Origin of the sequence: Paenibacillus sp. FSL R7-0179 (genome assembly GCF_038002265.1) — a bacterium.
Taxonomy (GTDB): domain Bacteria; phylum Bacillota; class Bacilli; order Paenibacillales; family Paenibacillaceae; genus Paenibacillus_AQ.
In genome coordinates this window covers 2,607,940-2,634,084 of sequence record NZ_JBBOCC010000002.1, presented here as the reverse complement: position 1 = coordinate 2,634,084, position 26,145 = coordinate 2,607,940, and the positions used below count along the sequence as shown (strand labels likewise).

The window sequence follows — 26,145 nt, the reverse complement described above, 5'->3', positions numbered from 1 at the left end:
GCAAGAAGGCTGTCCTTCATCAGAAAGGACAGCCTTTTCAAGCATCTGTTACAGCAAATCCTCCTCCTGCGCGCCGGTAATGACCGTAACAATGCTCGTGCGCAGCTGATCCGCATTCTTGGCCTGATACGGATCGGCGGCGTAGATGACGGCATCGGCAATATAGCCTTCCGCAATCCGGCCCAGCTCATGGCCGCTTCCGAGAATTCCGGCCGCGTCTTCTGTAGCTGACCGCCACGCCTCAGCGCGGCTCAAGCCATAGTCCAGCAGGGTGTCGAATTCCTGCAGGTTGTAGCCATGCAGCGCAGGCGTCGCGTAATCGGTGCCGAAGCCCAGCCGCACCCCTGCCTCTCTGGCATATCCGAGCGCGATGGCATGAGCATCGGCTGCACGGGCTGCACGTTCACAGATAACCGGCGGCAGCCCCAGCACACCCTTTGGATCGGCGGCAATCCGGTAGATGGAAGTGGTAGGCACATAAGCCACGCCGGATTCCGCCAGTCTCCCGGCCTGATCCCAGGTCATGAACATCCCGTGCTCAATAGATTCCACACCGGCCCCGATGGACCAGTCGATCGTCACGCCGCCCCAGGTATGCACCAATACCTTCTTCCCGTTTGCATGGGCATGACGGACGATGAAGGCGAATTCCTCCCCGGAGAAGTTCGGCTCCGTAACCTTCTCAGTCGGTGCGCCGAGACCGCCGGTTGCCATGATTTTGACCCAGCCTGCCCCGGTTGCGTAGATCTCCGTCAGGCGGTTCTCCAAATGCTTGATCCCCTTGGCATCGGCAGCTCCCAGCATTTCACTGCTGGTCTCAACCCGCAGCGGCTGCTGGTAATACTTCACGAGATGCCGGATTGTGGCAGGCAGAATACCGCCGGCGTCGCGGGCTGTAGTTACCCCCGTCCGCAAGGTAGCGGCGAAGGCCTCCGCCTGCATCACCTCAATCTCTCTTGGGTCCCGGCGGAGCTGGTCGTCATGGTCGAAGTCAGTCCAGGCCAGATGGGTGTGCAGATCCAGAATGCCTGGACTGATCCATAGCTGCTGCTGCCGGGAGCCATCTTCCGCCTGTTCCGGCTGCGGCGCCGCATCAGCCACTGCGGTGAACCGCCCGTTCGTAATCTCGATATCGAAGCGTTTTCCCTGGATACCTGCAATATGGATTCCGGTGTATGCCTGAAATTGCGGCTGCTTGAGGATCATTCCGCTTCCCCCCAGACCTGGCGGACGGCCTGCACGGCCGGTTCAGCATCCAGCTTCAGCAGTCTGGCCAGCGTCTGTACCGCTGCTTCCACACTTTCGCGGCTTGCATTCGTTCCGAAATGGTTCATCCGCAGCAGTTGACCGAATAACTCCCCGTCCCCTGGAGCTATGATACCGATAGGCTGCTTGATCAGCAGAAGCGGCTGCTCGTCAATCCGGACAGTCGTAGTCAGCGTAGAATAATGCCTGCTGTCCTTCTGCCAAGGTGCAAGCCCAAGCTCCATGATCCCGGCGACAGCAGAAGCAGCTGCACGTTCATGCCTCTTGATTACTTGTGACAGTCCCTCCTCGGCAACAGCTTCCAGGGCTTCGATCAGGGCTCTGGCTTCCAGGACCGGGATATTCGGCGGGACGCGGAGCGGCGCAGCGCCATCCTGTGACGGCTGCAGATCCAGCAAGGACAGAATGGAATTGCGCGGAGCCCGTTCGTTCGACTCCAGGAAGGCCCAACCGCGGGGAGAAATACTGACCGCGCTGATTCCGTTAGGACCGGCGAGCGCTTTTTGCGCACCCATTACAGCGAAATCTACTGCCCACTCATCCACAGACAGCGCCTCTCCCCCGACAGCAGACACGGAATCCGTTATCGTAATCAGGTCGTGCCTGCGGGCCAGCTTGAAGATCTCCTCCGCCGGGTTCGAGCCGCCTGTAACCACCTCTGCCTGCACCAAAGAAATCGCAACCGGCTGATGCAGCTCAATCGCTGCGGCGACCTCCTCTACTGTAACCACCTGGTCGAACGGAACCTTCACTTCCTTAACGGTGGCCCCGCCGCGCGTAAGCCACTCTCCGAACAAGCTTCCGTAAGGTCCGGTTACTATGTTCAGAATCGTACGTCCCGGCGCTGCAATTCCTGCTGCTACCGCCTCAATGCCTAGAATCGCCTCTCCCGGAATAATTGCCGGAGGATGCTGTGTCCCAAATAACCGGGACAGCTGCTGTGTTAATGTGTCCAGCTCAGATAACGTCAATGGTACGAATCCTGTAGTTTGACGGTTCATATAGTCCTCCTGATGTGTTGAATGTTCAATATTGCGGCATCTTGGGCACCGCAGACAATAGCTCACGGCTGTATTCATGCTGGGGCCGGACGAAGAACTCATCCTTCGAATTCACCTCGACCAGCTGCCCCTGACGCATAACAGCGACAGTATCGCTGACGGCATGAATGACTCCCAGATCATGGGAGATGAACAGCATCGTCAGATTAAGCTCGGCTTGCAGCGTATGGAACAGCTCCAGTACACTGCGTTGCACTGAGACATCCAGTGCGCTTGTGGGCTCATCGGCAATCAGCAGGCTAGGCTCTACACTTAGTGCGCGGGCAATGGCAATCCGCTGGCGCTGGCCGCCGGAGAATTCATGCGGATATCTGTCCAGGGATCTGGCATCCAGCTCCACCCGGCTCAGCAGCTCCTTACTTCTGCGCTCAACCTGCGAACGCTCTACAATCCGGTGGAACAGCAAGGCTTCCGCCAGAATCTGCCGGACGGAATGCCTGGGATTGAGGGAAGAATCCGGATTCTGAAAAATCATCTGAATCTGCTTATGCTGTGTCTTGCTCCGCTTCCTGCCTAACGGCTCCGCGCCCAGCAGAAGCTGTCCTGCATCCGGGGTGATCAGTCCGGCGATGACCCGGGCCAGCGTAGACTTCCCGGAGCCGGACTCACCGACAAGCCCCAGCGTGGTATGCCGCTCAAGCTCCAGCCGGATCTGATCGAGGGCGGTGAACCCGCCATAACGGACAGTTACATCCTGCACCTGTAGTGCTACTTCCATGAGCCCCCGCCTCCTTCCAGCTCAGGCAGAGCGAGTACCGAATCCATTAACATCTGTGTATAAGCCTCAGCCGGATGCCGCAGCAGACTGTGCGTCTCACCTTGCTCCATGATCCGGCCCTGCTTCATTACAACCAGTCTGGAGCAGAGATTGGCGGCAATCGCCAGGTTGTGGGTTACAAAAACCATAGCGAAGCCCAGCTCCTCCTGAAGACTCGTAATCGTATCTATAATCTGGCGCTGAACCGTCACATCCAGCGCGGTGGTCGGCTCATCGCAGAGCAGAATGCCCGGCTTGCAGGCCAGCGCCAGCGCAATGACGACACGTTGGCACTGGCCGCCGGAGAGCTGCCCCGGATAGCGGTCTTGTGTCTTCAGCGAAGCTGGAAGGCCGAGTCTTTCAAGCAGCTCCAGGGCAATGCGCCGTGCAGCCTTAAGGCTGGTTCTTTGTCTGTAATAGACAACCTCGGTCAGCTGCTTCACTACCGGGCATAGCGGGTCCAGCGCCCCTCTGGGGTCCTGGAACACCATGGCACTGCTCACCTTGCTGCGGACCGCTCCCCCAGTCTGCTCCACCCCGCGCGGAAGCAGGCCGAGAATGGCCCGCAGTGTCAGCGATTTGCCGGAGCCGGATTCGCCCACCAGTCCGAGGCTTTCGCCGCGTTCCAGGGAGAAGCTGACACTGTTAACCAGGATTTCTGTGGAAGAGGCAGCGAGTGTCAGTTCTTCGAGTTCAAGCACAGGTTGTGTTGTCATCCTTTTCTCCTCCAAATATCGGCTAGTCCGTCCCCCAGGAGAGATAGCGCAATTCCCGTATACACGACTGCGAACCCGGGAACCGCCGACAGCCACCAGGCTGTGGTAATGAAGGGCTGTCCGTCAGCGATCATTGTTCCCCAATCCGGCGTAGGCGGGGCAATCCCTATCCCCAGATACCCCAGTGTAACGATGGCTACCAGGAGTCCGATCATATCCGTCATCAGCACGACAACGGCTTGCGGCAATACATTCGGCAGAAGATGACGCAAAAGGATGCGGTGTCCGGGCAGACCAAGTGTCTGCGCCGAGGCGATCCATTCCTGCTTCCGGAAGGATGCGCTAAGTCCTCTGACCACACGGGCGAATACTATCCAGCCTACGAGAATGAAGGTGATATAGATTCCGCGCTCCCCTGCCCCGCTGGCGAAGGCCACGATAATGACGATCAGATAGAACGGGAAGGCAATAAAAGTATCCGTGATCAGCGATATGATTCTATCGGTCCATTTGCCATAGTATCCCGAGATCATGCCCAGCATGACGCCCGTGCAGAACGGAATAATCTCAGCCAGCACCATGATCGTCAGATCCGTCCGGGCGGCATAGATCAGCCTGGTGAACAAATCACGGCCAAGCTGGTCGGTACCGAGCCAGTGAGCTGCGGAAGGCGGCTGCAGGAAGGCGCTCAGATTCTGCTCCGTCGGGTTGTAGGGACTTAAGTAAGGGATAAATATAGCGAGCAGTATAAGTATTGCGAACATAATGATCCCGATCAGCAGTGACGGGGTATTCAGTACTCTTCGGAGTCCGCTTGCGGGCTTCCCGAGGTCCGGCAGGGTTGTGTCGATCTGTGTAGTATTCATGATTTCCCCTTCGTTCTGGGATCAAGCCACCCGGAGATGATTTCGATCAGCAGACTGATAATTACAACAGCCAGTGCACAATAGAGTGCTATCCCCTGAATCACCGGAAAATCTCTGTTCGAGATGGAGGTGAACAGCAGGCTGCCGATGCCCTTGATCCCGAAGACCTGCTCCACAACGAGTGTTCCCCCGATCAGGTAGGACACATTCACTCCCAGCAGCATCAGAGTCGGCAACGCCGAATTGCGCAGCACATGCTTGAACAGGATTACCCTGGACGGAATTCCAGCTGCACGGAGAGTAACAACGAATTCGGATTCCAGTACCTCCAGCATTTGTGCACGCAGCGAGCGGACCAGCGTAGGAATCTGTGAAAAAGCAATCGTGACCGCCGGAAGCACCAGACTATGGAGCGTACCCGGCCAGCCTTCGCCGATTCCCCCTACCGGGAACCAGCCCAGCCGCACGCTGAAGAACAGAATGAACAGAATCCCAACCCAGAAGACCGGCATCCCCAGGGTAACCGCTGGAATAATGCGGATCAGATGGTCGAGCAGCTTGTCCTTGTGGGTGGCAGCAACCGTTGCCAGCAGCAGAGCTATAATTATCGCAAGCACCGAAGCTATTACAATCAGCAGCAGGGTGACCGGAGCACGCTCTGCAATGAGCTCTCTGGTTGAGGTGCCGGCAATAATGGAGTTCCCGGTATCTCCCTGAGTGAACAGCAGCTTCACGAACCGGGTGAACTGATCCCACAAGGAGAGATCCAGTCCCAGTGTGTGGTGCATATTCTTAAGCGCTTCAGGTGTGCTGTATTCACCGAGAATCATTTTGGCGGGGTCGCCGGGTACAATTCGGATCAGGAAAAAGACCGCCGTCATTACGCAGAGGATAACAAGTAAGGCTCTTACAAGGGCTAAGGCCAGCCACTTGTAAGAACCGTTGTTTCCAGCTGCACCGCTCAGGGTCAGCTTGGATTTCATCATTTAGTTAGCCGGACATCTTCCAGACGGATGCTGCCGTTAGGCAGAACCACAAGTCCGTCCACAGAAGACCGCGCGCCGATCAGAATATCCGGATAGTACAGCGGAATGTAAGGAACTTCATCGGCAAGCGTCTGTAAAAGCTCGGTGTAGATGGCAGCCCGTCCTTCACCATCAGCAGTCTTCTGGCCTTCATACAGCAGCTTGGTTACCTTCTCATTCGTGTAATGCGTCCAGTACGATTTGCTGAAGCCTTCCGGGTCGGTCTGGAACGCCAGAATCGAGTTCGCTTCCGGGGAATCCGCCTGACCGCTGTTCAGCATCGCTGCGAAATCATAAGCGAAGAAGCGTTCACGGAAGGTGGCCAGCTCCACCGATTCAATCTCAATCTTGATCCCGATCGCCTGGCCGGCGGCCTGGATAATCTGGGCTTCCTGGGCCCGGGTGCTGTTGCCGGAAGCAACCAGCAGCTTCGTGGAGAAGCCGTCAGGGAAGGCCGATTTGGCCAGCTCTGCCTTGGCAGCCGCCGCATCGAAATCCAGCGTCTTCAGCGTATCATTGGCGTTGTAAGGAATCGTTGGCGGCAGCAGGGATTTCGCAGTCTGTGCATAGCCGAAAGTCAAGGCCTTGGTCAGTCCGTCACGGTCAAGCGCCAGCGCCAGCGCCCGGCGGACATGCACATCGGAGAAATGCTTGTCCAGGGTGTTGAAGAAGAGCTGCTCAGTCACCCAGCTGCCGTTCGTAACCACCGTTGTGTCTGCACCGTCCTTGATCTCGCCTGCATTCTGTAACGACAGGGCTTCAACTGCATTCACCTCTCCGGCTTTCAACTGGTTGATGGCTTGGCTGTCGTCCTGAATTAGCTTATAGACAAGCTTGTCGATATAAGGCTTACCTTCCTTCCAGTAGTTAGTATTCTTGGTAAAGGTCACATCACCTGCCGGGTCCCAAGTCTCGATCACGAACGGCCCGGTGCCTACCGGCTTCTTGAAGAATTCCTCTTCGGTCACGCCGCCGAAGTTATTCGGGATGATTCCGTTCGAGAAGTTGGACAGCTCCGAGATGAACGGGGTGTAGGGTTCTTTTAGCGTGATGATAAGTGTCTTCTCATCCTGTGCCTTCACTGTATCCACCTTGGCCGAGATCGCCAGCGGACCGCCAACCTTCAGATGCCGCTCCAGAGAGAACACCGCATCCGCGGCCGTTACCGGCGTACCATTCGAGAACTTCAAGCCGTCACGCAGGACGAAGGTGTATGTTAAGCCATCTTCGCTGATCTTATGCGAGGCTGCGAGCTGATCGGTAATTTCACCCTTGCTGTCAAAAGCAACCAGCGATTCAAACACTTTATCAATCGCAAATGCATTATTCGATGTAATCTGGTTATGCAGATCAAACGACGTTACGGAAGCCGGACGGCCATACACGAAGGTGCCTCCAGTTGCAGGCTCTGCGGTGCTTGCACTTTCCGTTGCCGCTGGAGCCGTACTGGCCTTAGCCCCATTACTGGAATCTGCAGGATTGGCAGATCCGGAGCAGCCGGCAAGCAGCGATACGAATAGTACCGCGAGTGTGCCCAGCCCTGCTGTTTTTCTCATAGAAGCTTTTAAATTTATCACGTGTGATCCACCCTTCCTATAAATCATATACGTTTAGTATGGATTGTATTATGGATCAGACCTTCACTTCTGTCAAACAAAAATTCATGAGGTCAGCCGAATTGAATCATAATGTTCCAATGAAGGAAATGTATTCGTAATCATCCGCCTGCTATGGCTCTCTGAAGGCTATAATCGTCCAGCTCCAGATCAGGCTCTCTCCCAAGTGCCAGCTTCGCCAGCTGATAACCGATATACGGACCCATCGTAAGTCCTGAAGCTCCCAGACCATTAGCCGCAAGGATTCCGCTCCACCCGGGAACAGCCCCTATGACCGGCAAAAATCCCGGAGTGAACGGACGGAAGCCGACCCTCACTTCACTATAAGTACCGCCCGCCAGTCCAGGCGCTGCTTCCAGCCCTTTAGCCAGAATCTCCTGCATCCCGCCGGCGGTCACTCTGGTATTATATCCTTCAACGTCATTCTCATGAGTAGCTCCGATAACAATCTGCTGCCGGGCAAAAGCGAGCAGGTATTGATCACTAGGCGGGATCACCACCGGCCAGACTTCCGTATCCTTGTGGTCAGATACCTGCAAATGCATGATTTGCCCCTTCTGATAGCTCACCTTGAAGTCAATGCCCAGCGGCCGGAGCAGCGGGTTCGCCCATGCGCCTGCACAGATAATCACTTCATCCGCCGGATAATAGTGTCCCCCTGCGTGGACTCCGGTGACCCGGCCCGGTTCAAAGACAAGCGCAGCGTCACCGGTAACCATGACCGCACCCTGCTGCTTCGCTGAATGAAGCAGAGCGTCCCGCAAGGCGCGGCCATCCACCCGGGCAGCACCGCTGATATGAACCGAGGCGTATCCTTCCGCCAGCAACGGGAAGCGTTCACGGGTCTCCTGTGCGCTAAGCCGTGTGACGACTCCGATCTCCGGGGCATCTGCCAGCCGCATCCGAGCCCGCTCTTCTATTTTGTCGAGCTTGCTCTCATCCATATGTATACTAAGCGCTCCAACCCGGGCATAACCGGTATGCACTTCGCCGCCTTCCTCAAGCTGGCTAATCAGCTCGGGATAGAACGCCGCTCCGGCCTTGGCCAGCCGGTACCAGGCCTGATTGCGCCGCTGTGACAGCCAGGGACAGATAATCCCTGCCGCTGCATCCGTAGCTTGTCCAGGGTCTTGACGGTCTATAATCAGCACCTCTGCCCCCATCATTGCCACCTGATAGGCTGCCGATGCCCCGAGAATCCCTGCTCCGATCACGATGACTTTCTTCATCTGTACGTCCTTTCTGGATGTGTAAATCCCCTTGTGTGTTAGTGGATAGGATTCTGTGCAAGGAATACTAGAATCGTATCGTTCACCAGGATGGGCTGTTCCCTTAGCATATGCGGGCGGTGACCCGCTCCCTGAACGATCAGTGTCCTTGCATTCGTGAGGAGGGAAGCGAGCTTTGCAGTTCTATCCTCTCCCGCGAACGGATCATGTTCCCCTGAAATTAGCAGTGCCGGGCAGGTTATACTGCCCAGTTGCTCCTCCGTGAGATCCGGGTATCTGATCCAGTCTTGCACCGTTTGCCGCAGATAATGTTGCCAATTCCCCTGATGGGCCTCCTGATGCCTCTCGATCATCTGATTAATGAAGGCTTGCTGCTGATTCGCCAGCAGCTGTTCAGGCTCGTACTCTCCGGCCCCAGCCGGTTCACAGAAGCCGCTGGTTCCAATCGTAGTCAGCGTAGCAATCCGTCCAGGATGATTCACCGCCAGGTACAGCCCTGCGCCCGCGCCCATACTGTATCCAATAAGATGTGCCCGTTCAATGTTCATCCGATCCATGAATCCGGCGACATCCTCAGCTATTCGTGGAGTAGACCAGTCCAGATCCGTGCAGCGGGTCCTGCCATGCCCCCTCAGATCCGGGAAGTAACAACTGTATTGGTTCTGGAAATCCAGAACCTGGCTGCTGAAGGCCAGCATGCTGCGGGAATAATGACTGTGCAGGAAGATCACCGGTTCTCCGGTGCCCATCTGTTCATAGAACATTTCAAGATCGTGTACCTGTATGTATGGCATGATAGCTCTCCCTCTGTGAATGTGAATAGACCATTACCGGACCTTTACGAGTAAGCTTCTTATTTGCACATTAGTCATTCGGATGCTGTAGGCACTTGAATGATAGTAACTGCATTTTATACATTAGAATGCTTTAAAAAAGACTTCAAAATAGCATCTATTGTATTCAGTGCAATAGAATATTGAAAAAAGGCCATTTTTCACTCAAAACACAACATTCTACTGTATGAAATACAATAGAATCTCATTTTACGGTCAGCTTTGCATTTTCTATTGCAGAAAATACAATCAGCTAGTTGAGTTTAAGAGCAGAAGTCGGTAAAGGGTGCAGGATTAACTCAGGATTAACTCAGGATTAACTCAGGATTAACTCAGGATTAACTCAGGATCAGCTCAGGATCAGTTCAATATCAGCCCAGGATCAATCCAGGATCAGCTCGATGTTCATACTCAGACTTTAACACCCTAAGGTTCATTATTACAGTTTAAAGCTGAGGCTGTATTAATCTCAGCTTACCACAGGTCGTTCGTCAGAAGAAGTAGCCCGCCCCGCTGCCCGGCGCAACAAACCGAAAACCCCCGGAATACCATTCCGGGGGCATGCATTAAAAACCATCATTACAAATTCAGTTCTCTGATCCGCTCCGCAAGCTTAGGGAACACTCTGAGTGCATTATTATAAAAGACATCCTCATGACAGGCTTCAGGCACCAGGTGCTTCACGAAGGTAATATAGGCGTCCAGCGGGACGAGCGGCCAGTCGGTGCCGAAGACCAGCCGGTCGTATTTCTCAGCGAACACCAGCGCCCGGCGGAAATGATCGGTATAGGTCTGCTCGGTCAGCAGCCGGTCCACCTTGGCCTTATCGCCGACAATCCAACCCGACAGATCCGTGTAGAGATTAGGGTTCTTCTCCAGCAGGGCCGCGGTGTCCATGACCCAAGGATCGCCCAGGTGGCAGAGCATGAAGGTAATGTCCCGGTGCTTCAGGAAGGTCTCCTCCATGGACAGCGGATGGGAATACTTCAGCAATCCCTGGTCCGCGTAAGTCAATCCGCCATGAATGACCACCGGGAGGCCGTAAGCGGCAGCCAGCTTATAGACCGGATCATATATTTCGTCCCCCACATTGAAGTGGTAATACCCGGCGTACAGCTTAATGCCAACGACATCCGTCCGCTGCAATGATTGCTCCAGGGCTTCAAGCTGTCCCTCCAGATGAAGGGTCAGCGGGTTAATGCCCACACAGGTGAACAGATTGTCCGGCAGTGTCCCGCTCAGATCAAGCAGCATAGGATTCAGGGCAGCGGAATCGGGAAAAGCTCCGGCAACCGTCTCGGTCACGCCCATGCCGACTCCGGCAATGACACCGCTGCGGCGGAACTCCTCCTGAAGTCCCTTGCCGGTATAATCGATATGCGCCAAGGTCTGCGCCGTTTCGTGGAAGGCTGCAATATTGGAATAATGCACATGTGCGTCAATGATTTTCATAGAAGCTTCCTTTCCCTGACTCACTTCTTGAACCGGATCGATAGCAGATCGCCATAAGCCTGTTCAGGTACCTGAAGATCCGAGATCAGATAGAATTGCGGCTTGCTGAATTGCTCTTTGCCATCCTGCAGATGCAGGTACTCCTCCGTATAAGACAACATTGCCTCTGCATTAACCATAAGCGAGGGAGAGGAATGCTCAGGTGCTGCAATTAACGTCAAGCGTTGCTTCCGCTCCTCAGAGCCCAGTTGCAGAAGTCCGTTTGAACTTTTAGCTCCTGCCTGCACTTTGCCAGCCTTATATACCAGTTGTTCACCTCTGCTGTTCTTGAGGTATCCTCTCCCCCCCTTGATGGAAGAAGCGGCCTGATAGAAGGTTGAAGTCTCAAGCTGCAATGGGTGCAGCGGCCCGCCTGTATTCTGCTCCACATGTACCGTAGAGGCAAGTAACGGAACGCCCGGCAGCAGCATGAAATACTGATGCAATACAAGCCCTTTGTATTTGTCATTCTTCTGAATGGTTACGCTCATCCGTATCCCCGACCAGCGGTTCCCCTTATTATCAGTCAATTCCGCGAAATCAGCCGTTAGCGGCTCCTCCATGAAGCTGCGTAAGGCGATTTCTTCCACACTGGTTAAGATACCACCCACCCAAGGATTCCACCAGGATTTCGCGACCGGCTGCGGAAAAGAAGATTCAAGCCATTCCTCGCCCTGATGGGCAAGCGAGAACAATCCCGGCGCGAAGTCAGGGCTGGCCTGTATCCGCAGAATCCCATTGTCCACAGCCAGTACCTGTGCCCCTTCAGCTGTGAGCCTTTCCTGCCTGACACGTACATCCGCGACCGGCAAGACCAGGAAGGATTGATCCTGCACATAACTCTCCATATCCAAATGCAGGGTCAGCACATCCGGGGCTGCTCCTGCTGGAACTGTCAGCGGCAGAGCAGCTTCTCTGAGCTTCTCTTCCTCTAATACCGTGATCCGGGCTTCTTCTATGCTGCCTGCATCGGAAGAGAGCCGAATCTCACCCGCCAGATAGCTCTTCTTCAGGTCCTTAAGGAGAAGCTTAGCCTCTCTGCTAATGAACGGATTCCCGTTATTCAAGCTCAGCTCCAGCTGCTCTGTTGTGGTCACTTCTTCAGCATTCTTGTTGCCGCTTTGCAGTGCAAAGGCCCGGAAGTCCTGCCAATGGTCCCAGGTACCAAGCGCGATCCGCAGCGGCAGCGTCTCCTTCTGTCCGCCAGCAGGAATCCGTCCCAGGGAATGCTCCACAGCATGCATCCATGACTCTTGGATCAGCTTGAGCTCTGACGGCCAGCTAATCCCTCTGGAGAAGCCTTCATCCTTAGCGAACATCCAGTTCTCCGTGAATTCCTGCGCTTCCCAGTAATCCGGGCTGGAGGCTTCAACCCCTGCGCTCAGATCTATATATTTGCCGCGGTAAGGGATGACTCCACCATGCAGACCGAAGCGGAAGCAGTCCTTCAGGAACAGCTCTTCCTCCTGACCGGAATCCTGCGGGTTGTCGATTCTGAAATTACGGGAGACTATCCCGTTGCTGAACAGCTTCACAATCATCGTCAGCAGCAGGCCTTCCCTGATGCCGGCCTCATAAGTAGCTTCAAGTACGATAGCCTCTTGATCTCTGGAGATCTTCACATCCAGCGCCGAGAATTTGTTGAACTCATTCGTATAAGGCAGGCCAAGCTTCGGATAAGGCAGGTTCATCAGATATTTACGGTTCTGGAAAAAAGTAAGCCAATGATTCGTTTTGTTCAGTACGGCCGAATAACGTCCATTGCTGATAATCCAATCCTTGTCGGTTTTGCCGCCAAAAGCCGTCTCTGCTCCAGTGAAAACGAGGCTCAGCTCCTGCTCCAGAATGGCGGAACCCGCTCCTTCTTCTGCACTGCGGATGCTCACCGTATGGTGCCAAATGCCGTACCCGAGCAGCCGGGCTGCTGCGGTGACGGTTCTCCGGCTCTTCGCCGGAACCTCTAACGTGTATCGCTTTTGACTGAACGACAGAATCTCGTCCTCCGGCAGCTCAAAGCTGAACACGGTGTCTGTGCTGTACTCATTCTCCACCGTTACATCCAGTTCTACCTCTTCGCCCGCGAAAAGCGTTCTGTCAGGTACCTGGAGCTTGACCTTAACCGGGAATTTGGGCTTAATGCCCAGCTTGAATACAGCCGGCAGGCCGTTAATGAGCAGTTCTGCCTCCACCACAGGGTGGGTCTGATAGAGATCCTGCTCCTCCTCCACCGGATGGATGAAGAAGCGGCCTTCGATCCGCGCCTCGGATTCAATTTCCTGGGCAGCGTCCAGCTCCATGCGGATTTGCGCATTGCTTTTACCGCTAATCTGAAGCGACAGGGGCTTACCGCTTTTGTTCACGGCTTCGTAAATGACAGGGTATTCCGCACCAAACGGCAGCTCATGCTGAGCAGGAATCGTTACCTGTATCCGGTAATCCTCCGTCTCGATCAGGCGCAGGCCACGGCCGGTCCGCTCATATTCCATTTTCAGCGATAGACCAGCCTTCAGCCATTCATATGTAAAATAGTCAAAGCCGTTTTCCCCATGACCGTCAGGCTCCACCTTGATTTCACGAATGCTGTCGTTATACCAGTCTATCTTCTCGAAATAAGACTTCACCGCTCCGGTCTGAAGCACCGAGGGAATGAAGTTCATCAGGTGAGTGGTGTCATCCCGGTTCTCCCAGAAGAACCCGCTTTTCTTATACGTAGGCACGGCCTTGACATTACCAGGCCACGTATAGAGATCCAGCCGCGGCCAGCCGAGCTTAATTGTCTCTTCAATCGAACGCCTTACCAGCGCCTTGCCCACCTTGCGTCCATGGTAGTCCGGTCTCACGTTGAGCAGAGCGATATAGAGCGCCCCGGTATCCTCTTTATAGTGGGAGAAGCTGCAATATCCGATGACCTCTGAGCCGCTTACCGCCAGGAACAACTTGAGCATCGGGCTGTTCTCGTGTTCACGCAGCACGCTTTCCTCGGTCCGGTACGCTCCGTCTCCGCCCCAGCTCTCTGCGCTTCTGTTCCACATCTCGGCAATGGAAGCGGCATGCTTAGCCGGCACATATTCTTCAATCACTATCTCTTGTAATTCGGGCATTACAGTCATACCTCCTAAGATCGCTATAATTCCTAGCTTCATAGCAATAAATACTACTTGCAGTATATAACAGAACGTTAAGCCGCTGTAAGTTCCTGTTTGATTATAAAAGATTATTACTTATTTAGGCAAAGGTTAGCCTCGAACCGATCAGATAGCCAATTGAGACAAACAGGAGTGACCAGATAAAGGCACCGGCCAGGGTGACCATTAAATATTTTCGGAAGGACATGGCGCTGATGCCCGAGATGTAGCTCGTCACATGCCGGATACCCGGAACGAAATAAGCGATGAATATCGTCCAGTTGCCGAACCGGAAAAACCAGCGTTTGACATAGGCGAACCTTTTGGGCGTCAGGCCTACCCATTTTCCATACCGGTCTACGACAGGCTGCCCCACTCTGAGACCGATGGTATAGCTGATCAGCATGCCTGTAATCGAGCCTATGAAGCAGACCAGAACCGAAAGCGAGAAATCCAGCACCATGGTAGAGGATAGATAGCCAACGAACAGCGTCAGCAGCTCATCGGGAACGGGAAGTCCGAGAAGCCCGAGCGCCAGCAGCGCGAATATAGCTATATAACCGTATTGTGAGATCATCTCGATGACCCATGGCATGAACAATCACTTCCTGTTACCGAATTTTTTAAATGAAGGGAATGGAAACCTGCTTATCATCAGTATGGACAATAGTCCCATAATTAAAATGAGCATTTCCGGCTTCAGCCGCTCACCTATAAGTGTGGTCATCGACAGAAGCAATCCGGCTGCCGTAATCGGCATGCCCACAAAGCCCTTAGAAGGAGCCGAGATATTGAATCTGGCCAGCCGCAGCGCCCCGCAGATCAGGAATGCAACCGCAGCCACAGGTCCGACCCACTGCACATTTTCCAGCCGGTATAGCAGAATAAGAAAGGCGGGAGCGATGCCAAAAGAAATAATATCCGCCAAAGAGTCCAGTTGTTTGCCAAAATCACTGGTGCAATGCAGCATCCGGGCGAGCAGTCCGTCCATAACATCGCATATCGCAGCCAGAAGTATCATTAATAAAGCAAGATCATAACGTTCTTCAATCGTGAATAGCAGGGATATTGATCCGAAGCCCAGGTTTCCCAGTGTGCACATTGAAGGCAGCCAGCTCCATTTCATGCTGTTCACTCCTTTCCTGACAAGTTAGTAAGGGGACGGCTCAGCCTCCAAAGGTTACACTAAAACAGACGCCGTCCGTGGTGTTCATCACTGCATACTGGCAGCCATGCATATCTAAAATCTGCTTCGCAATGGACAATCCGAGTCCGGTTCCGCCCGTCAGACGGCTGCGCGAAGCCTCGATCCGGTAGAACCGCTCCCAGATATGCGCCAGTTGATCCTCGGGGATTCGCTCCCCTTTGTTGTGGATGGTGAACAGAAGCTTCTTAGGCTGACTCTCCAGTCTAACGGTTATGGTACTGCCCTCTTCGGCATGACGGATTGCGTTGGTCAGCAGATTGCTGAGCACCTGTTCAATCCATGTAGCATCCGCATACACGGGCAATTCATTCGCCGGAATAATGACCACATCCAGCTGCTTATTTTGAAGGGAATGCACCAGTTTATCGGTCACCTTCTCCGTCATTTCGCTTAGCATAAAGGAGCTTTTGCGCAGCTTGATTGTGCCGGACTCCAGGCGGGCCAGGTCCAGCATATCTTTTACCAGGAACTCCATCTTGTCGGCCTCTTCGATAATCACCTTGATGTAATGATCCTGCTTGCCGGCGCTCACCCCGTCCTCCAGCCCCTCGGCGAAGCCCTTGATAATGCTAAGCGGCGTCTTCAGCTCATGGGAGGCACTGGCAAAAAAGTCCTGCTGCATCTGCTCCAGCTTCTTCTTCTGCTCCATTTCCTCCACCAGCTGTTGATTCGTCTCCCGAAGCTCGCCCAGTGCAGTGTCCAGACTTTGGGACAAGGTGAACATGCTTCTGGACAGGTTACCCAGCTCATCCTTCTGGCGAATGGAGTTATGACCGGTGAAATCGAGCGCCACCATCCGTTTGGCCGTATTATTGAGCTTGATTAAGGGCCGGGTCACCATCTTGGAATAGAACAGCGACAGAACCAGAATCAGCACGAACCCGCCAAGCCCCAGGTATAAAAAGAACCAGCGCAGCGCTTCATTGGAATCCTTAACATCCTGCAGCGAGGTCACTGAGAACAACAGCTCAATCTCTCCGCCGGCCTGCTTCACGGGCAGAATCATTACGGAATTGCGGATACCGCTCCAGGGAGCCGTCCACTCTTCCTTGACCATGTTCAGATTATTCAGGCTCTCCAGCTGACCCGGATTTAAAGGAAACCAGTCCTCTATGGCCTCGAACAGGATGCCCTGGCGCGGACTCCATATTTTCATATCCGGCAGCACCAGCTCCGTAATGGTTCCGGTAATGCTGGTATTGTCCGAATCCGCCTCCTCGCCTACCGGCGTTCCGCCTTGTTTAGTAATATTAACCGGATAGAACAGATGCCCGAGCTCGCTTGCGCTGACGACATGCTCTCCCTGTATAGTCACCCGGTCATTCTCCTTCAGATGGGCCGATCTCAGCATGTCGCCGAACTGATTCATGAACAGGGACATGGGAATCACCTGAGTCTGGCCCTTCTCATCGATCAGCTTCATGCGGAACGGATCTTCCGACTTCATCCGGCCATCCGGCTTCATAATGACCATCTGTGTCTTGTTGCGCAGCATGAACCGGACCAGCTCGCGGGAGGTGCGGGTTCTGCCCCAGGCTTCTTTGGTGTAGCTTGTCCCGAAGCTCTTCAGATGCTTCTCCACACGGGACTCCTTCTGTACCTGGTAGAAGCGGTCGAACAGCAGGAACTGGCTCAGAATTACCATCCCGTAGAAGCAGACGAAGAAGATGACAGTCATTACGAACAGCTTGAAGGTAATTCCCCATCGTTTCATTCTTCGTCCTCAAATCTGTAGCCGGTTCCAATGACCGTGCGGATGTGGCGGGATTCATACCCCAGCTTGCTGCGCAGTTTCTTGATATGGCTGTCCACGACCCGGGAGTCCCCCTCGAATTCAATTCCCCAGACCCGGCTGAGGATGGTGTCCCGCGAGATTACATGGCCCTTGTTGCGGACCAGCAGCCACAGGAGATCATATTCCTTCGGGGTCAGCTCGACGTCGGCGCCTTCTACCTCAAGACGGTGCGCCATAGTATTGAAGATGGCCGAGCCGAATCTCACCACACCGGATTCTGGCTGGTGCGCGCCTTCCACCCGTTTCATCAGAGCCGCGGCCCGGGCCACCAGCACCTTGGGACTGAACGGCTTGGTCACATAATCATCGGCTCCCAGCTCGAAGCCGTGTATTTTGTCGTCATCGGCGGATTTGGCAGTCAACAGAATGATCGGGGTCGCCGATTTCTTGCGGATCTCCCGGCATACCTGAAATCCGTCCATTTTGGGCATCATAATATCCAGAATCAGCAGATCCGGCATCAGCGAATCGAACCATAGGAGCGCGTCCTGCCCATTATCGGCTTCGCGCACCTCCCAGCCGTCCTGTATGAAGTAATCCGACACCAGCTCACGGATACGCAGCTCGTCTTCGACAAGCAGTAACTTTTTCTTCAATGTACTCCCTGCTTTCAACCCGTTTATACCTATCAGCATAGTCGAGTGTTATGTCCTTTATGTGTCCTGGGGTGAAATTGGCTTATTATTAGCTAAAAACTATGGTGGAGTTACTTGGGAAACCCTAGGTTTGAGTCCGATATACTTCTTAGCTTAGGTGGACGCTGCGCAAACGGAACGTTGTTACAATCGCTGTTGTGTCCAGATTTATGTTATTTTTACCTAATCGGTGAAAATCCGGACACAAAGGCGAACGCTCCGCTTTTACACAATCGTTCCGCCCGCTCCGCTGTTTGAGCGTAGGCTGTCCTACTTAACACAAATCTGAAATAGAAAGCAGTCTCACGAAACGCAATTCTGAAAGGGATGTTGCCTCACGGAACGCCCCACCAAACAACTCACTGAACACCTGACTGAACACCTGACTGAACACCTCACTGAATACAAATGTTGTACTATTTGCAGGAAATCCATCCTTTTAAGCTCATATCATGCACATTGTTGCACTTATTGCAGGAATTCGGTGAGATTAACTGTTGGGAAACACATATTGTTGTACTTTGGAGACAATTTCATAATTCAAAACCCTTGCTATACCTGGTTTTTTTGAGCATAGAAAAAGGAGTACCTCCCCAAATTCTCGAAGTTATAGGTGACGAAACCAACACCCGAGAAGAAAAGAGGTAATCCCTATCTATTCTATTCGACAAGAAGAACTGTTTTCCTTTGAGGAATTGCTCCAGATGGCTCCGGAAGATAAATATAGCCAAATCTTTGAACACTTACATTTAGCTCCAGTTCTGTTCGCACTGCGGAAAAAGAGCCACCGTGGACGGCCTGAAAAACTAAACGTACCTGCCATGATCTACTCGCTGCTGATTGCCAAAATGGAGAACATCGAGTTTGTCTCTGCCTTGGTCCGGCGATTGAATCATAGCCACGAATTTCGAGTCCAGTGCCGGTTTACGGGCTCGGACAATATTCCCAGTCAGGCCTCCTATTCTCGTTTGATTCATGCCCTAGCGCAAACGGGAATGCTGGAACAACTTCAGGATCGCCTAGTCACCTCTGCCCTAGAAGAAGGTTTTGTGAGCGGCACCCATCTGGCTGTGGATTCCTCGATGGTTGAGGCATGGGATTGCCAATTTAGCGAATCAGCCTCCAAGCGTCGTGCGGCTCGCCGGGAGCAAAAGAAAGGCGAAGCTCCGGTGGCCGAACAGCTTCAGCTCGAACATCAAGAGCCTGAGCCGAAGGCGGTGAACGCGCCGCTGAAGAAACCCAGGTACAGCAAGCCAGGTCGTCCATCCCAGGCCGAAAAGGAACGTCGGCGCGAGGAAATGGAAGCCTATGAACAAAGTCTCGGACCGTTCCAGAAAACCATTGAAGCGATGTTGCCGTACACGTACGATGAACTGCTGACCGAGTTGCCCCGGCATGCTGCGCGTTGTGATAAGAAAAATACGAAGGGCCGAATGACCAGCTATTACGGGTTCAAGGCGAATCTGCTAGTCGACACGGACAGCCAGTATATCCTCAGTGGGCTCTTTAGTTCGGCCAATCCGAATGACCAGCGTATGGCGGTCGTCCTTCTCAAAGGCCTGCTCCTAAAGTTTCCGATGCTAAAGGTCAAGCATATCTTGGGCGACAAAGGCTACGACTGCGCGGCAATCTACCAGTTGATTCATACGCTCGGCGCCTATCCTGCGATTTCCCTGATTCACCATAAAGACCCGCCTGCAGGAATGAATCTGGATTACACGCCGGTGTGCGCTCAAGGACATACGTACCGTTACGACAGTTTTGATGCCAAGTATGAGACCCTGAAGTACACCCGGCCTAGCGAATGCAAAGGCTGTGAGCTTTCCGGTTCCGATTGCCAAAAAGTGTTTAAAATTCGCATGCAAACGGATTTGCGGTTGCACACTTATCCCGCCAGAGGTAGCGAAAGTTTTACCACCCTGTACAACAAGCGGACGGCCGTGGAGCGTGTGTTTGCCTATCTCAAAGAGTATTTCGGGATGAAACGCACACGTCACCGGGGTGTCCGGGCAAGTGTCGATTTCCAGCTCAGTACGCTCGCGTACAATTTGAGTAAGTTTGCATTAGACAAATTGAATCAGCAGTTGAGAGACTCCCAGCAAGTGGCCTGATTTTTTTAAAAAATATGACCTTAGATTTTGGACCAATCTTGCTTTTCAGTAAACTGAATTATGAAATTGACTCCTTTGTGCAGGAATTCCCTCAGCATGGTGCTGGATCATGCGCATTGTTGTATACTGTGCAGGATTTCCCTCAAGCCATAACGCAAAACAGCGATTCTCAACTAACCGGAGGATCGCTGTTCGACTTTCATATCTTATGCGCCTTGCTTACCCGGCTTCAAAGGCTTGCTTGAACTGGCTGTTATACAGCTCGGAATAGATCCCTTGCAGCGCAAGAAGCTGGCTGTGGCTTCCCTGCTCGGCGATCTGGCCGCCCTGGATGACCAGAATCCGGTCAGCATCCTGAATAGTGCTAAGCCGGTGGGCGATCACGAAGCTGGTGCGGCCCTTCATCAGTGTCCGCATGGCCTGCTGGATATGCATCTCTGTCCGGGTATCCACGCTACTCGTTGCCTCATCCAGAATGAGGATAGCCGGATCGGCCAGAATGGCGCGGGCAATGGTCAAGAGCTGGCGCTGGCCGTGGCTCAAGGTGGTCCCGTCTGTACCCAGCAGTGTGTCGTACCCCTGAGGCATCCGCGCAATGAAGCCACTGACGTTGGCCAGATTGGCCGCTTCTTCCACTTCACGGTCCGTGGCCTCCAGACGGCCGAACCGGATATTCTCGCGAATGGTTCCCGAGAAAACATGGGCATCCTGCAGCACCATTCCGAGCTGACGGCGCAGCCCGTTTTTATTGAACTCCCTGATATCCCTGCCGTCGATCAGCACCTCACCGCCGCTCACTTCATAGAAGCGCGTCAGCAGGTTGACAATGGTCGTCTTCCCTGCACCGGTCGGCCCGACCAGGGCGATCGTCTCGCCCGGCTGCGCAGTGAAGCTTACCCCGTTCAGAATAGGCTCGCCCGCCTTGTATCCGAACACTACATCCCGGAAAATAACTTCCCCGCGTATCCGCTCCAGCTCCTGAGGCTGCTCCCCGCTGTATTCGGAGGGCATATCCATCAATTCAAATACGCGCTCCGCTCCGGCGATTGCCGATTGGATCAGGTTATACTGGTTCGCAAGGTCGGAGACGGGCCTGCCGAACTGCTTGGCATAGTTCAGCATACTGACGATGACCCCCACGGTAAGCAACTCCCGATAAGCCATCCAGCCGCCAATTCCGGCAATCAGCGCGAAGTTCAGATTGTTAATCAGGTTCATTACCGGGCCTACCAGGCCGGATACAATCTGCGCCTTGATGCTCGCTTTATTAAGCTCCCCGCTTATTCCGCGGAATCTGGTAACCTCCGCCTGTTCTCTGCGGTATTGCTTAATCACCTTTTGGCCGCTGACCGCTTCTTCAATGAAGCCGTTCAGCTCACCCAGATGCTGCTGCTGATCCTTGAAGTAGATCCGGCTTAAGCCGGTAATCCGGCGGCTCGCCAGCACGACCAGTGGAATGGTTACCATAGCAACTCCCGTGAGGGGAACATTCAGCATCAGCATAATGACCAGAGAGCCGCTTAGTGTAATCAGACTGTTCAACAGCTGGGTTACACTCTGATTCAGTGAGTTCGAGACATTGTCTATGTCATTGGTCGCGCGGCTCATCAACTCACCGTTAGCATGGATATCGAAGAAGCTGACCGGCAGCTCCTGGTATTTGGCGAACAGGTCCCGCCGCAGCTCATACACCGTGCGCTGAGAGACGGAGGTCATCACGTAAGCCTGCACCCAAGAGACGGCACTGCCCAGCAGATAAATGCCGCCCAGAAGGAGACAGAACCGGACCAGCAGACTGTAATCCTGCGGGAGGATCGCGGTATCAATGGCTTTTCCTAGCAGGTAGGGTCCGATCAGGGCAAGCACAGCATTCAGAATCGTGAATACATAGACCATAATCAGCCCTGTCCGCTGACGGTTCAGATAGGACCAGATGCGGATGATCGTTGCCTTGCTGTTCTTCGGGCGTACCTTGGGTGTAACACCAGCCCGGCCCGGAGGCCCGCCGACTAATGCTCCAGGTCCGCCGGGAGCCTGCTCCCTTTTACGTGGATTGGACATAAGGCTCCTCCTCTTCCTTCAGCTGGGAGTGACGGATGTCCCGGTAGATCTCGCTGCCTGCCATCAGCTCGTTATGCGTACCCTGCGCGGCGATTCGGCCATTCTCCAGAATCAAGATCCGGTCGGCATCTATAATAGAAGATACCCGCTGAGCAATCATAACGACCGTACAATTCTGAAGCTCTATCTTCAGCAGCAGGCGGATGCTTGCTTCTGTAACCGCATCCAGAGCACTGGTGCTGTCATCCAGGATCAGAATAGACGGCTTGATCAGCAGTGCGCGTGCAATGGACAGACGCTGCTTTTGTCCGCCAGACAGGTTCACCCCGCGTTGCCCGAGCTGCGTGTCGTAGCCTTGCGGCATAGCTGTGATGAATCCATGCGCCTCTGCGGCCACAGCCGCCTGCTCCACTTCTTCATCTGTTGCTTCCGGCCGTCCGTAACGGATATTGTCCCTAATGCTGCCGCTGAACAGCAAAGACTGCTGCATTACGAAGCCGATTCTGCTCCGCAAATGCTCTATGCCAATCTCCCGGATGTCCGTTCCGTCGATCAGAACGGCACCGGACAAGACCTCATAGAATCTTGGAATCAGACTAACCAGGGTAGACTTTCCTGCTCCGGTAGCCCCCAGAATAGCGATCGTCTCCCCGGGACTGGCTGCAAAGCTGATATCCTCAAGTACAAGATTATCATCCCCGCGGTTATACGCGAAGGAGACCTTTCTGAATTCAATCCGTCCTAGCGTAATGGCTGCTTGATCCGCCGCAGGCGCTTCGGTAATTTCACTTGTGGCGGCGAATACTTCATTTACACGGTCTCCCGACACCTTGGCCCTTGATACGAAGGCTAGCATCGTGCTCAGCATCATCATCGACATAAGCAATTGAGTAACATAGTTAATGAAGGCAATTAGTTCACCAACGGGCAGTGTCCCGTTCCAGTTCTGTAGTCCCCCGAACCAGAGTACGGCAATAATGCTGGCATTCAGAATCAGCATCATTAGCGGCATATTCAGCGCCATCAGGCGGATCGCCCGGATTCCGGTATCCGTATAGCCGGTATTGGCGGTATCGAAGCGCTTCTGCTCATGGTCTCCACGGACGAAGGCCTTGATTACACGAATGCCGGTGAGATTCTCCTGCAGCACATTGCTCACCCCATCCAGCTTCTCCTGCATCCGGGCAAATAACGGAAAAGAAAGCCGGATCAGTACAAACAGCAGAATGAACAGCAGCGGCACCGCAGCCAGCAGGATCATCGCCAGAGACGGACTGATCCGAACCGCCATAACGAGACTGCCGATCAGCAGCAGTGGCGACCGCACGAAGCTCCGCAGAATCATCTGCACGAAGGTCTGAAGCTGCACTACATCGTTCGTCAGCCGGGTGATCAGCGAGCCAGTCTTCAGCCGGTCCAGATTGCGGTTCGAGAAGGTCTGGATATGCTCAAACAGCTTGAGACGCAGATCATTGCCGAAATTCTGTGAAGCAATGCTTGCACAAATCGCACAACCCACACCGCCGGTCATCCCGATGATAGCGATTCCAATCATTATTCCGCCTGTTGAAAGGATATGTGATAAATCATTCTTCATCAGGCCCTTATCCACAATGCTGGCCATAAGTGCAGGCTGCAGCAGGTCCATCACTACTTCAACTACCATTAACAGCGGGGCAAGCACGCTCCAGAGCGCGTACGGCTTCATGAAGCCCCTGAGCTTCCACATTCAGTTCACCTTCATCTCATCAGTTGTTGCATCCGTTCGTCCCTTTAGGGTAAATATGTGATTTTATCGGTCATTGGCGTTCTCTGCTTGGCAGCGGGCATTTCCGAAGGATAGCCTACGGCAAGCACCGCAATAACATCTTGTTCTTCAGGAACGCCCAGCACCTCACGGCCCTTGGCTGTACCGCCGAGTGATGACCAGAACACACCTGCTCCTGCCGCATGGGCCGCCAGCATGAAATTCTGGATATAGCAGGACACAGCCATGATGTTCTCTTCACGCTCCACTGTCGAAGCAGCAGACTTGGATAAGACTCCAATCAGTAACGGAGCACCGCCGAAATCAGTCTTATGGTTCAGCGCTGCCCGGGTCTGCGGCCCAATGAACAGCAGCTCCCACGGCTCATTCATCCGGTGGTTCGGAGCATAGCTGGCGGCTTCCAGCCAAGTATTCAGCTCCTCCTCCTTAATCGGGTCCGGCCGGAAGGCCTTAATCGTTCTTCGCGTTTGAATAGTATCGATAATAGTCATAGTTAGTCCACTCCCTCAGTTGTATTTGTATCCACATGATAATAAGCATATCTCTTTAACACGGTGAACTACCATCCACCTAAGAGGTGGCGGCTTCTTGGTCAATGAAGCTACTGCTCCAAGTTTCCCCAAGCTCAAAGGCTAGTCCCTAGCCCAATCCTTGCAATATCACATGGCTAGTTTCAGTAGGTTTTGAGCAGCGTTTACATCCCGATCATGATGCACGTTACATTCTGGACAAGTCCACTCTCGCAAGGCGAGATTCTTCACCTCTGCGTTCTTATAACCGCAACAGGAGCAAAGCTGACTGCTTGCATAGTGCTTAGGGGCAATAATCAGTTCTCTGCCATACCATTGAGCCTTATATTCAAGCATGGAACGGAACATACGCCAAGATACCTCGCTAATCGCTTTTGCAAGTTTGTGATTCTGCATCATATTCTTTACACGTAAGTCTTCCATCACGATGACTTGGTTTTCGTTTATCATTTTGGCAGACGTTTTATGCAAGAAGTCTTTACGCTGATTCGCTATTTTTTCATGCAGTTTGGCCACTTTCAGCCTAGCCTTATGACGGTTATGGCTTCCCTTCTTCTTCCGCGATACATCCTTTTGCAGCTTCGCTAATCGCTTTTCAGACGTACGCAAGTATTTAGGATTGGATATGATTTCGCCATTTGAAGTAATCGCAAAGTCTTTCAGCCCAAGATCAACGCCAATCTTCGTATGTATTTTGGGCAACTGCACGATATCCGTTTCAACCAATACGGAAGCATAATACTTTCCCGTTGGTGTTTTTGAAATCGTGCATGACTTGATCAGCCCCACGAATGGGCGATGCAGCTTAATTTTGATGCCCGTTTTTAGCTTTGGAATCTTGAGATATCCATCTTCTATAGCCACTGTTCCATTTTGGTTATTCGTTGTGAAGCTATGATTATTCGTCTTCTTGCTCTTGAATTTAGGAAATCCCGTTTTCTTATCCCGTAAAAAATTCTTATAAGCCTTGTCTAAGTTCACTTGTGTATTCGCTAAGGCAAGGCTATCGATTTCTTTCAGCCAGTCGAATTCCTTTTTGTATTGTGCAGGTGTATTCCTCAGCATCGTTTTCGTTTGCTTGTAATGTTCCATTTTATCTGCAAGCATTCTGTTGTAGATGAAGCGAACGCATCCGAACACTTTAGCGAAGTAGTGTTGTTGCCCATGGCTTGGATAGATACGGTATTTGTAGGCTTTCAGCAATGGCGATCACCCTTTCACACCTTGATTTTCGATGTATTTTTGAATGACGTCTATTGGCGCTTCACCCGTTGTAAGCAAGCAATAGGAGCGTGACCAAAAAGCCTCTTTCCAAAGTGATTTTCGGAGGGTAGGAAACTCCTTCTTGATCAGCCTGGATGATGCACTCTTATAAGCGTTGAGAAATTTAGAAATGTCGGTATTAGGATGCGTTTTCATTAGGACATGAACGTGATCCCTGTCATGATTCCATTCCTGCAAAGTCACATTGTAAGTAGGCTGAATGTATGCAAATATCTCTTTCAGACGTTCGGATATTGGATCTGTAATGACTTTCCTACGATACTTGATGACTAGAATAAGGTGGAAGTGAAGGGAGAACACTGAATGGTTATTCGAGTCTAATTTCATTGATTCACTGACCTTTCCAAGATACGACTGAATACTTTTATTATAGCATCTTAGACGGTTAGAATCCATGTAGATTAGACCGTTTCCATTCATCCCCCACTTAAAGAAGATGGGAGAATTCTGTCAACTGAGGGTTAAATCACAAGACTTCATAAGTTAATTGGAACATTATGTATATGGTGTTAATGATTTTTTTATGCTGAAAGTGAATGGGCTCCTGGGCAAAAACAGCCTTACCCATCTGTCCTCTCGCGAGCACAATGTAATCGGTTTTCCGATTACATTTGGCCATCTGGCCTCTCACGAGCACATTGTAATCGGTTTTCCGATTACATCCAGTCATCTGGCCTCTCGCGAGCGCATTGTAATCGGTTTTCCGATTACATCCAGTCATCTGGCCTCTCGCGAGCACAATGTAATCGGTTTTCCGATTACATTGTGC

At 52.9% G+C, this 26,145-nt stretch carries 21 protein-coding genes; 1 reads left to right on the top strand and 20 read right to left on the bottom strand.

All coding sequences use genetic code 11. The features are described from left to right. Positions 1-48: 48 nt before the first annotated feature. From MKX63_RS27925 to MKX63_RS27855, 15 genes are all read right to left on the bottom strand, one after another. Positions 49-1,206 (bottom strand): amidohydrolase family protein, encoded by a 1,158-nt coding sequence (locus MKX63_RS27925; RefSeq protein WP_341021791.1) that lies wholly within the window; start codon positions 1,204-1,206, stop codon positions 49-51. Next, the gene (locus MKX63_RS27920; protein ID WP_341021789.1) at positions 1,203-2,267 is read right to left on the bottom strand and encodes a pyridoxal-phosphate-dependent aminotransferase family protein; all 1,065 of its coding nucleotides are present in this window, start codon (positions 2,265-2,267) and stop codon (positions 1,203-1,205) included. The genes MKX63_RS27925 and MKX63_RS27920 overlap by 4 nt, the downstream gene beginning before the upstream one ends. A 25-nt stretch (positions 2,268-2,292) precedes the next feature. Then, positions 2,293-3,045 (bottom strand): ABC transporter ATP-binding protein, encoded by a 753-nt coding sequence (locus tag MKX63_RS27915; protein ID WP_341021787.1) that lies wholly within the window; start codon positions 3,043-3,045, stop codon positions 2,293-2,295. After that, on the bottom strand, positions 3,036-3,800 hold the full coding sequence (locus tag MKX63_RS27910) for an ABC transporter ATP-binding protein (protein ID WP_341021786.1): 765 nt from the start codon (positions 3,798-3,800) through the stop codon (positions 3,036-3,038). The genes MKX63_RS27915 and MKX63_RS27910 overlap by 10 nt, the downstream gene beginning before the upstream one ends. After that, positions 3,797-4,666, bottom strand: coding sequence for an ABC transporter permease (locus tag MKX63_RS27905; protein ID WP_341021785.1), 870 nt, complete (start codon positions 4,664-4,666; stop codon positions 3,797-3,799). The genes MKX63_RS27910 and MKX63_RS27905 overlap by 4 nt, the downstream gene beginning before the upstream one ends. Then, a complete protein-coding gene (locus MKX63_RS27900; RefSeq protein ID WP_341021783.1) occupies positions 4,663-5,652 on the bottom strand; it encodes an ABC transporter permease in 990 nt (329 codons plus the stop codon). The genes MKX63_RS27905 and MKX63_RS27900 overlap by 4 nt, the downstream gene beginning before the upstream one ends. Then, entirely contained in the window at positions 5,649-7,247 is a 1,599-nt protein-coding gene (locus MKX63_RS27895) for an ABC transporter substrate-binding protein (protein WP_341021782.1), read from the bottom strand. Before MKX63_RS27895 ends, MKX63_RS27900 begins: the two co-directional genes overlap by 4 nt. A gap of 161 nt (positions 7,248-7,408) precedes the next feature. Next, positions 7,409-8,536, bottom strand: a complete 1,128-nt coding sequence (locus MKX63_RS27890) for an NAD(P)/FAD-dependent oxidoreductase (protein ID WP_341021781.1) — start codon at positions 8,534-8,536, stop codon at positions 7,409-7,411. 38 nt (positions 8,537-8,574) lie between these two features. Next, on the bottom strand, positions 8,575-9,330 hold the full coding sequence (locus MKX63_RS27885; protein WP_341021780.1) for an alpha/beta fold hydrolase: 756 nt from the start codon (positions 9,328-9,330) through the stop codon (positions 8,575-8,577). Between the two features lie 618 nt (positions 9,331-9,948). Continuing rightward, a complete protein-coding gene (locus MKX63_RS27880; RefSeq protein ID WP_341021779.1) occupies positions 9,949-10,821 on the bottom strand; it encodes an amidohydrolase family protein in 873 nt (290 codons plus the stop codon). A gap of 20 nt (positions 10,822-10,841) precedes the next feature. Next, positions 10,842-13,961, bottom strand: coding sequence for a GNAT family N-acetyltransferase (locus tag MKX63_RS27875; RefSeq protein ID WP_341021778.1), 3,120 nt, complete (start codon positions 13,959-13,961; stop codon positions 10,842-10,844). A gap of 124 nt (positions 13,962-14,085) precedes the next feature. After that, entirely contained in the window at positions 14,086-14,580 is a 495-nt protein-coding gene (locus MKX63_RS27870; protein ID WP_341021777.1) for a DedA family protein, read from the bottom strand. Between the two features lie 6 nt (positions 14,581-14,586). Beyond that, positions 14,587-15,111 carry a CDP-diacylglycerol--serine O-phosphatidyltransferase gene (gene pssA, locus MKX63_RS27865; protein WP_341021776.1) on the bottom strand — a complete coding sequence of 175 codons (525 nt, stop codon included), beginning with the start codon at positions 15,109-15,111 and terminating at the stop codon, positions 14,587-14,589. A gap of 40 nt (positions 15,112-15,151) precedes the next feature. Then, complete coding sequence (locus MKX63_RS27860; RefSeq protein ID WP_341021774.1) at positions 15,152-16,906, bottom strand: sensor histidine kinase; 1,755 nt, start codon at positions 16,904-16,906, stop codon at positions 15,152-15,154. After that, positions 16,903-17,583: a response regulator transcription factor gene (locus tag MKX63_RS27855; protein WP_341021772.1), complete on the bottom strand. Its 681-nt coding sequence runs from the start codon at positions 17,581-17,583 to the stop codon at positions 16,903-16,905. Before MKX63_RS27855 ends, MKX63_RS27860 begins: the two co-directional genes overlap by 4 nt. A gap of 743 nt (positions 17,584-18,326) precedes the next feature. On the opposite strand from MKX63_RS27855, the gene MKX63_RS27850 reads away from it, so the two are divergent. Beyond that, positions 18,327-19,733, top strand: coding sequence for a transposase (locus tag MKX63_RS27850; RefSeq protein ID WP_341015997.1), 1,407 nt, complete (start codon positions 18,327-18,329; stop codon positions 19,731-19,733). Positions 19,734-19,952: 219 nt separating this feature from the next. Here MKX63_RS27850 and MKX63_RS27845 read toward each other — a convergent pair whose 3' ends face one another. The 5 genes from MKX63_RS27845 to tnpA form a co-directional block, all read right to left on the bottom strand. Next, a complete protein-coding gene (locus MKX63_RS27845; RefSeq protein WP_341021771.1) occupies positions 19,953-21,794 on the bottom strand; it encodes an ABC transporter ATP-binding protein in 1,842 nt (613 codons plus the stop codon). Continuing rightward, positions 21,778-23,523 carry an ABC transporter ATP-binding protein gene (locus MKX63_RS27840; RefSeq protein ID WP_341021769.1) on the bottom strand — a complete coding sequence of 582 codons (1,746 nt, stop codon included), beginning with the start codon at positions 23,521-23,523 and terminating at the stop codon, positions 21,778-21,780. The genes MKX63_RS27845 and MKX63_RS27840 overlap by 17 nt, the downstream gene beginning before the upstream one ends. Before the next feature lie 44 nt (positions 23,524-23,567). Beyond that, the gene (locus MKX63_RS27835; RefSeq protein WP_341021766.1) at positions 23,568-24,053 is read right to left on the bottom strand and encodes a nitroreductase family protein; all 486 of its coding nucleotides are present in this window, start codon (positions 24,051-24,053) and stop codon (positions 23,568-23,570) included. Positions 24,054-24,221: 168 nt separating this feature from the next. Beyond that, a complete protein-coding gene (tnpB, locus tag MKX63_RS27830) occupies positions 24,222-25,295 on the bottom strand; it encodes an IS200/IS605 family element RNA-guided endonuclease TnpB (RefSeq protein WP_341021765.1) in 1,074 nt (357 codons plus the stop codon). 6 nt (positions 25,296-25,301) lie between these two features. Next, positions 25,302-25,703, bottom strand: a complete 402-nt coding sequence (gene tnpA, locus MKX63_RS27825; protein ID WP_076154137.1) for an IS200/IS605 family transposase — start codon at positions 25,701-25,703, stop codon at positions 25,302-25,304. Between the last annotated feature and the right edge of the window lie 442 nt (positions 25,704-26,145).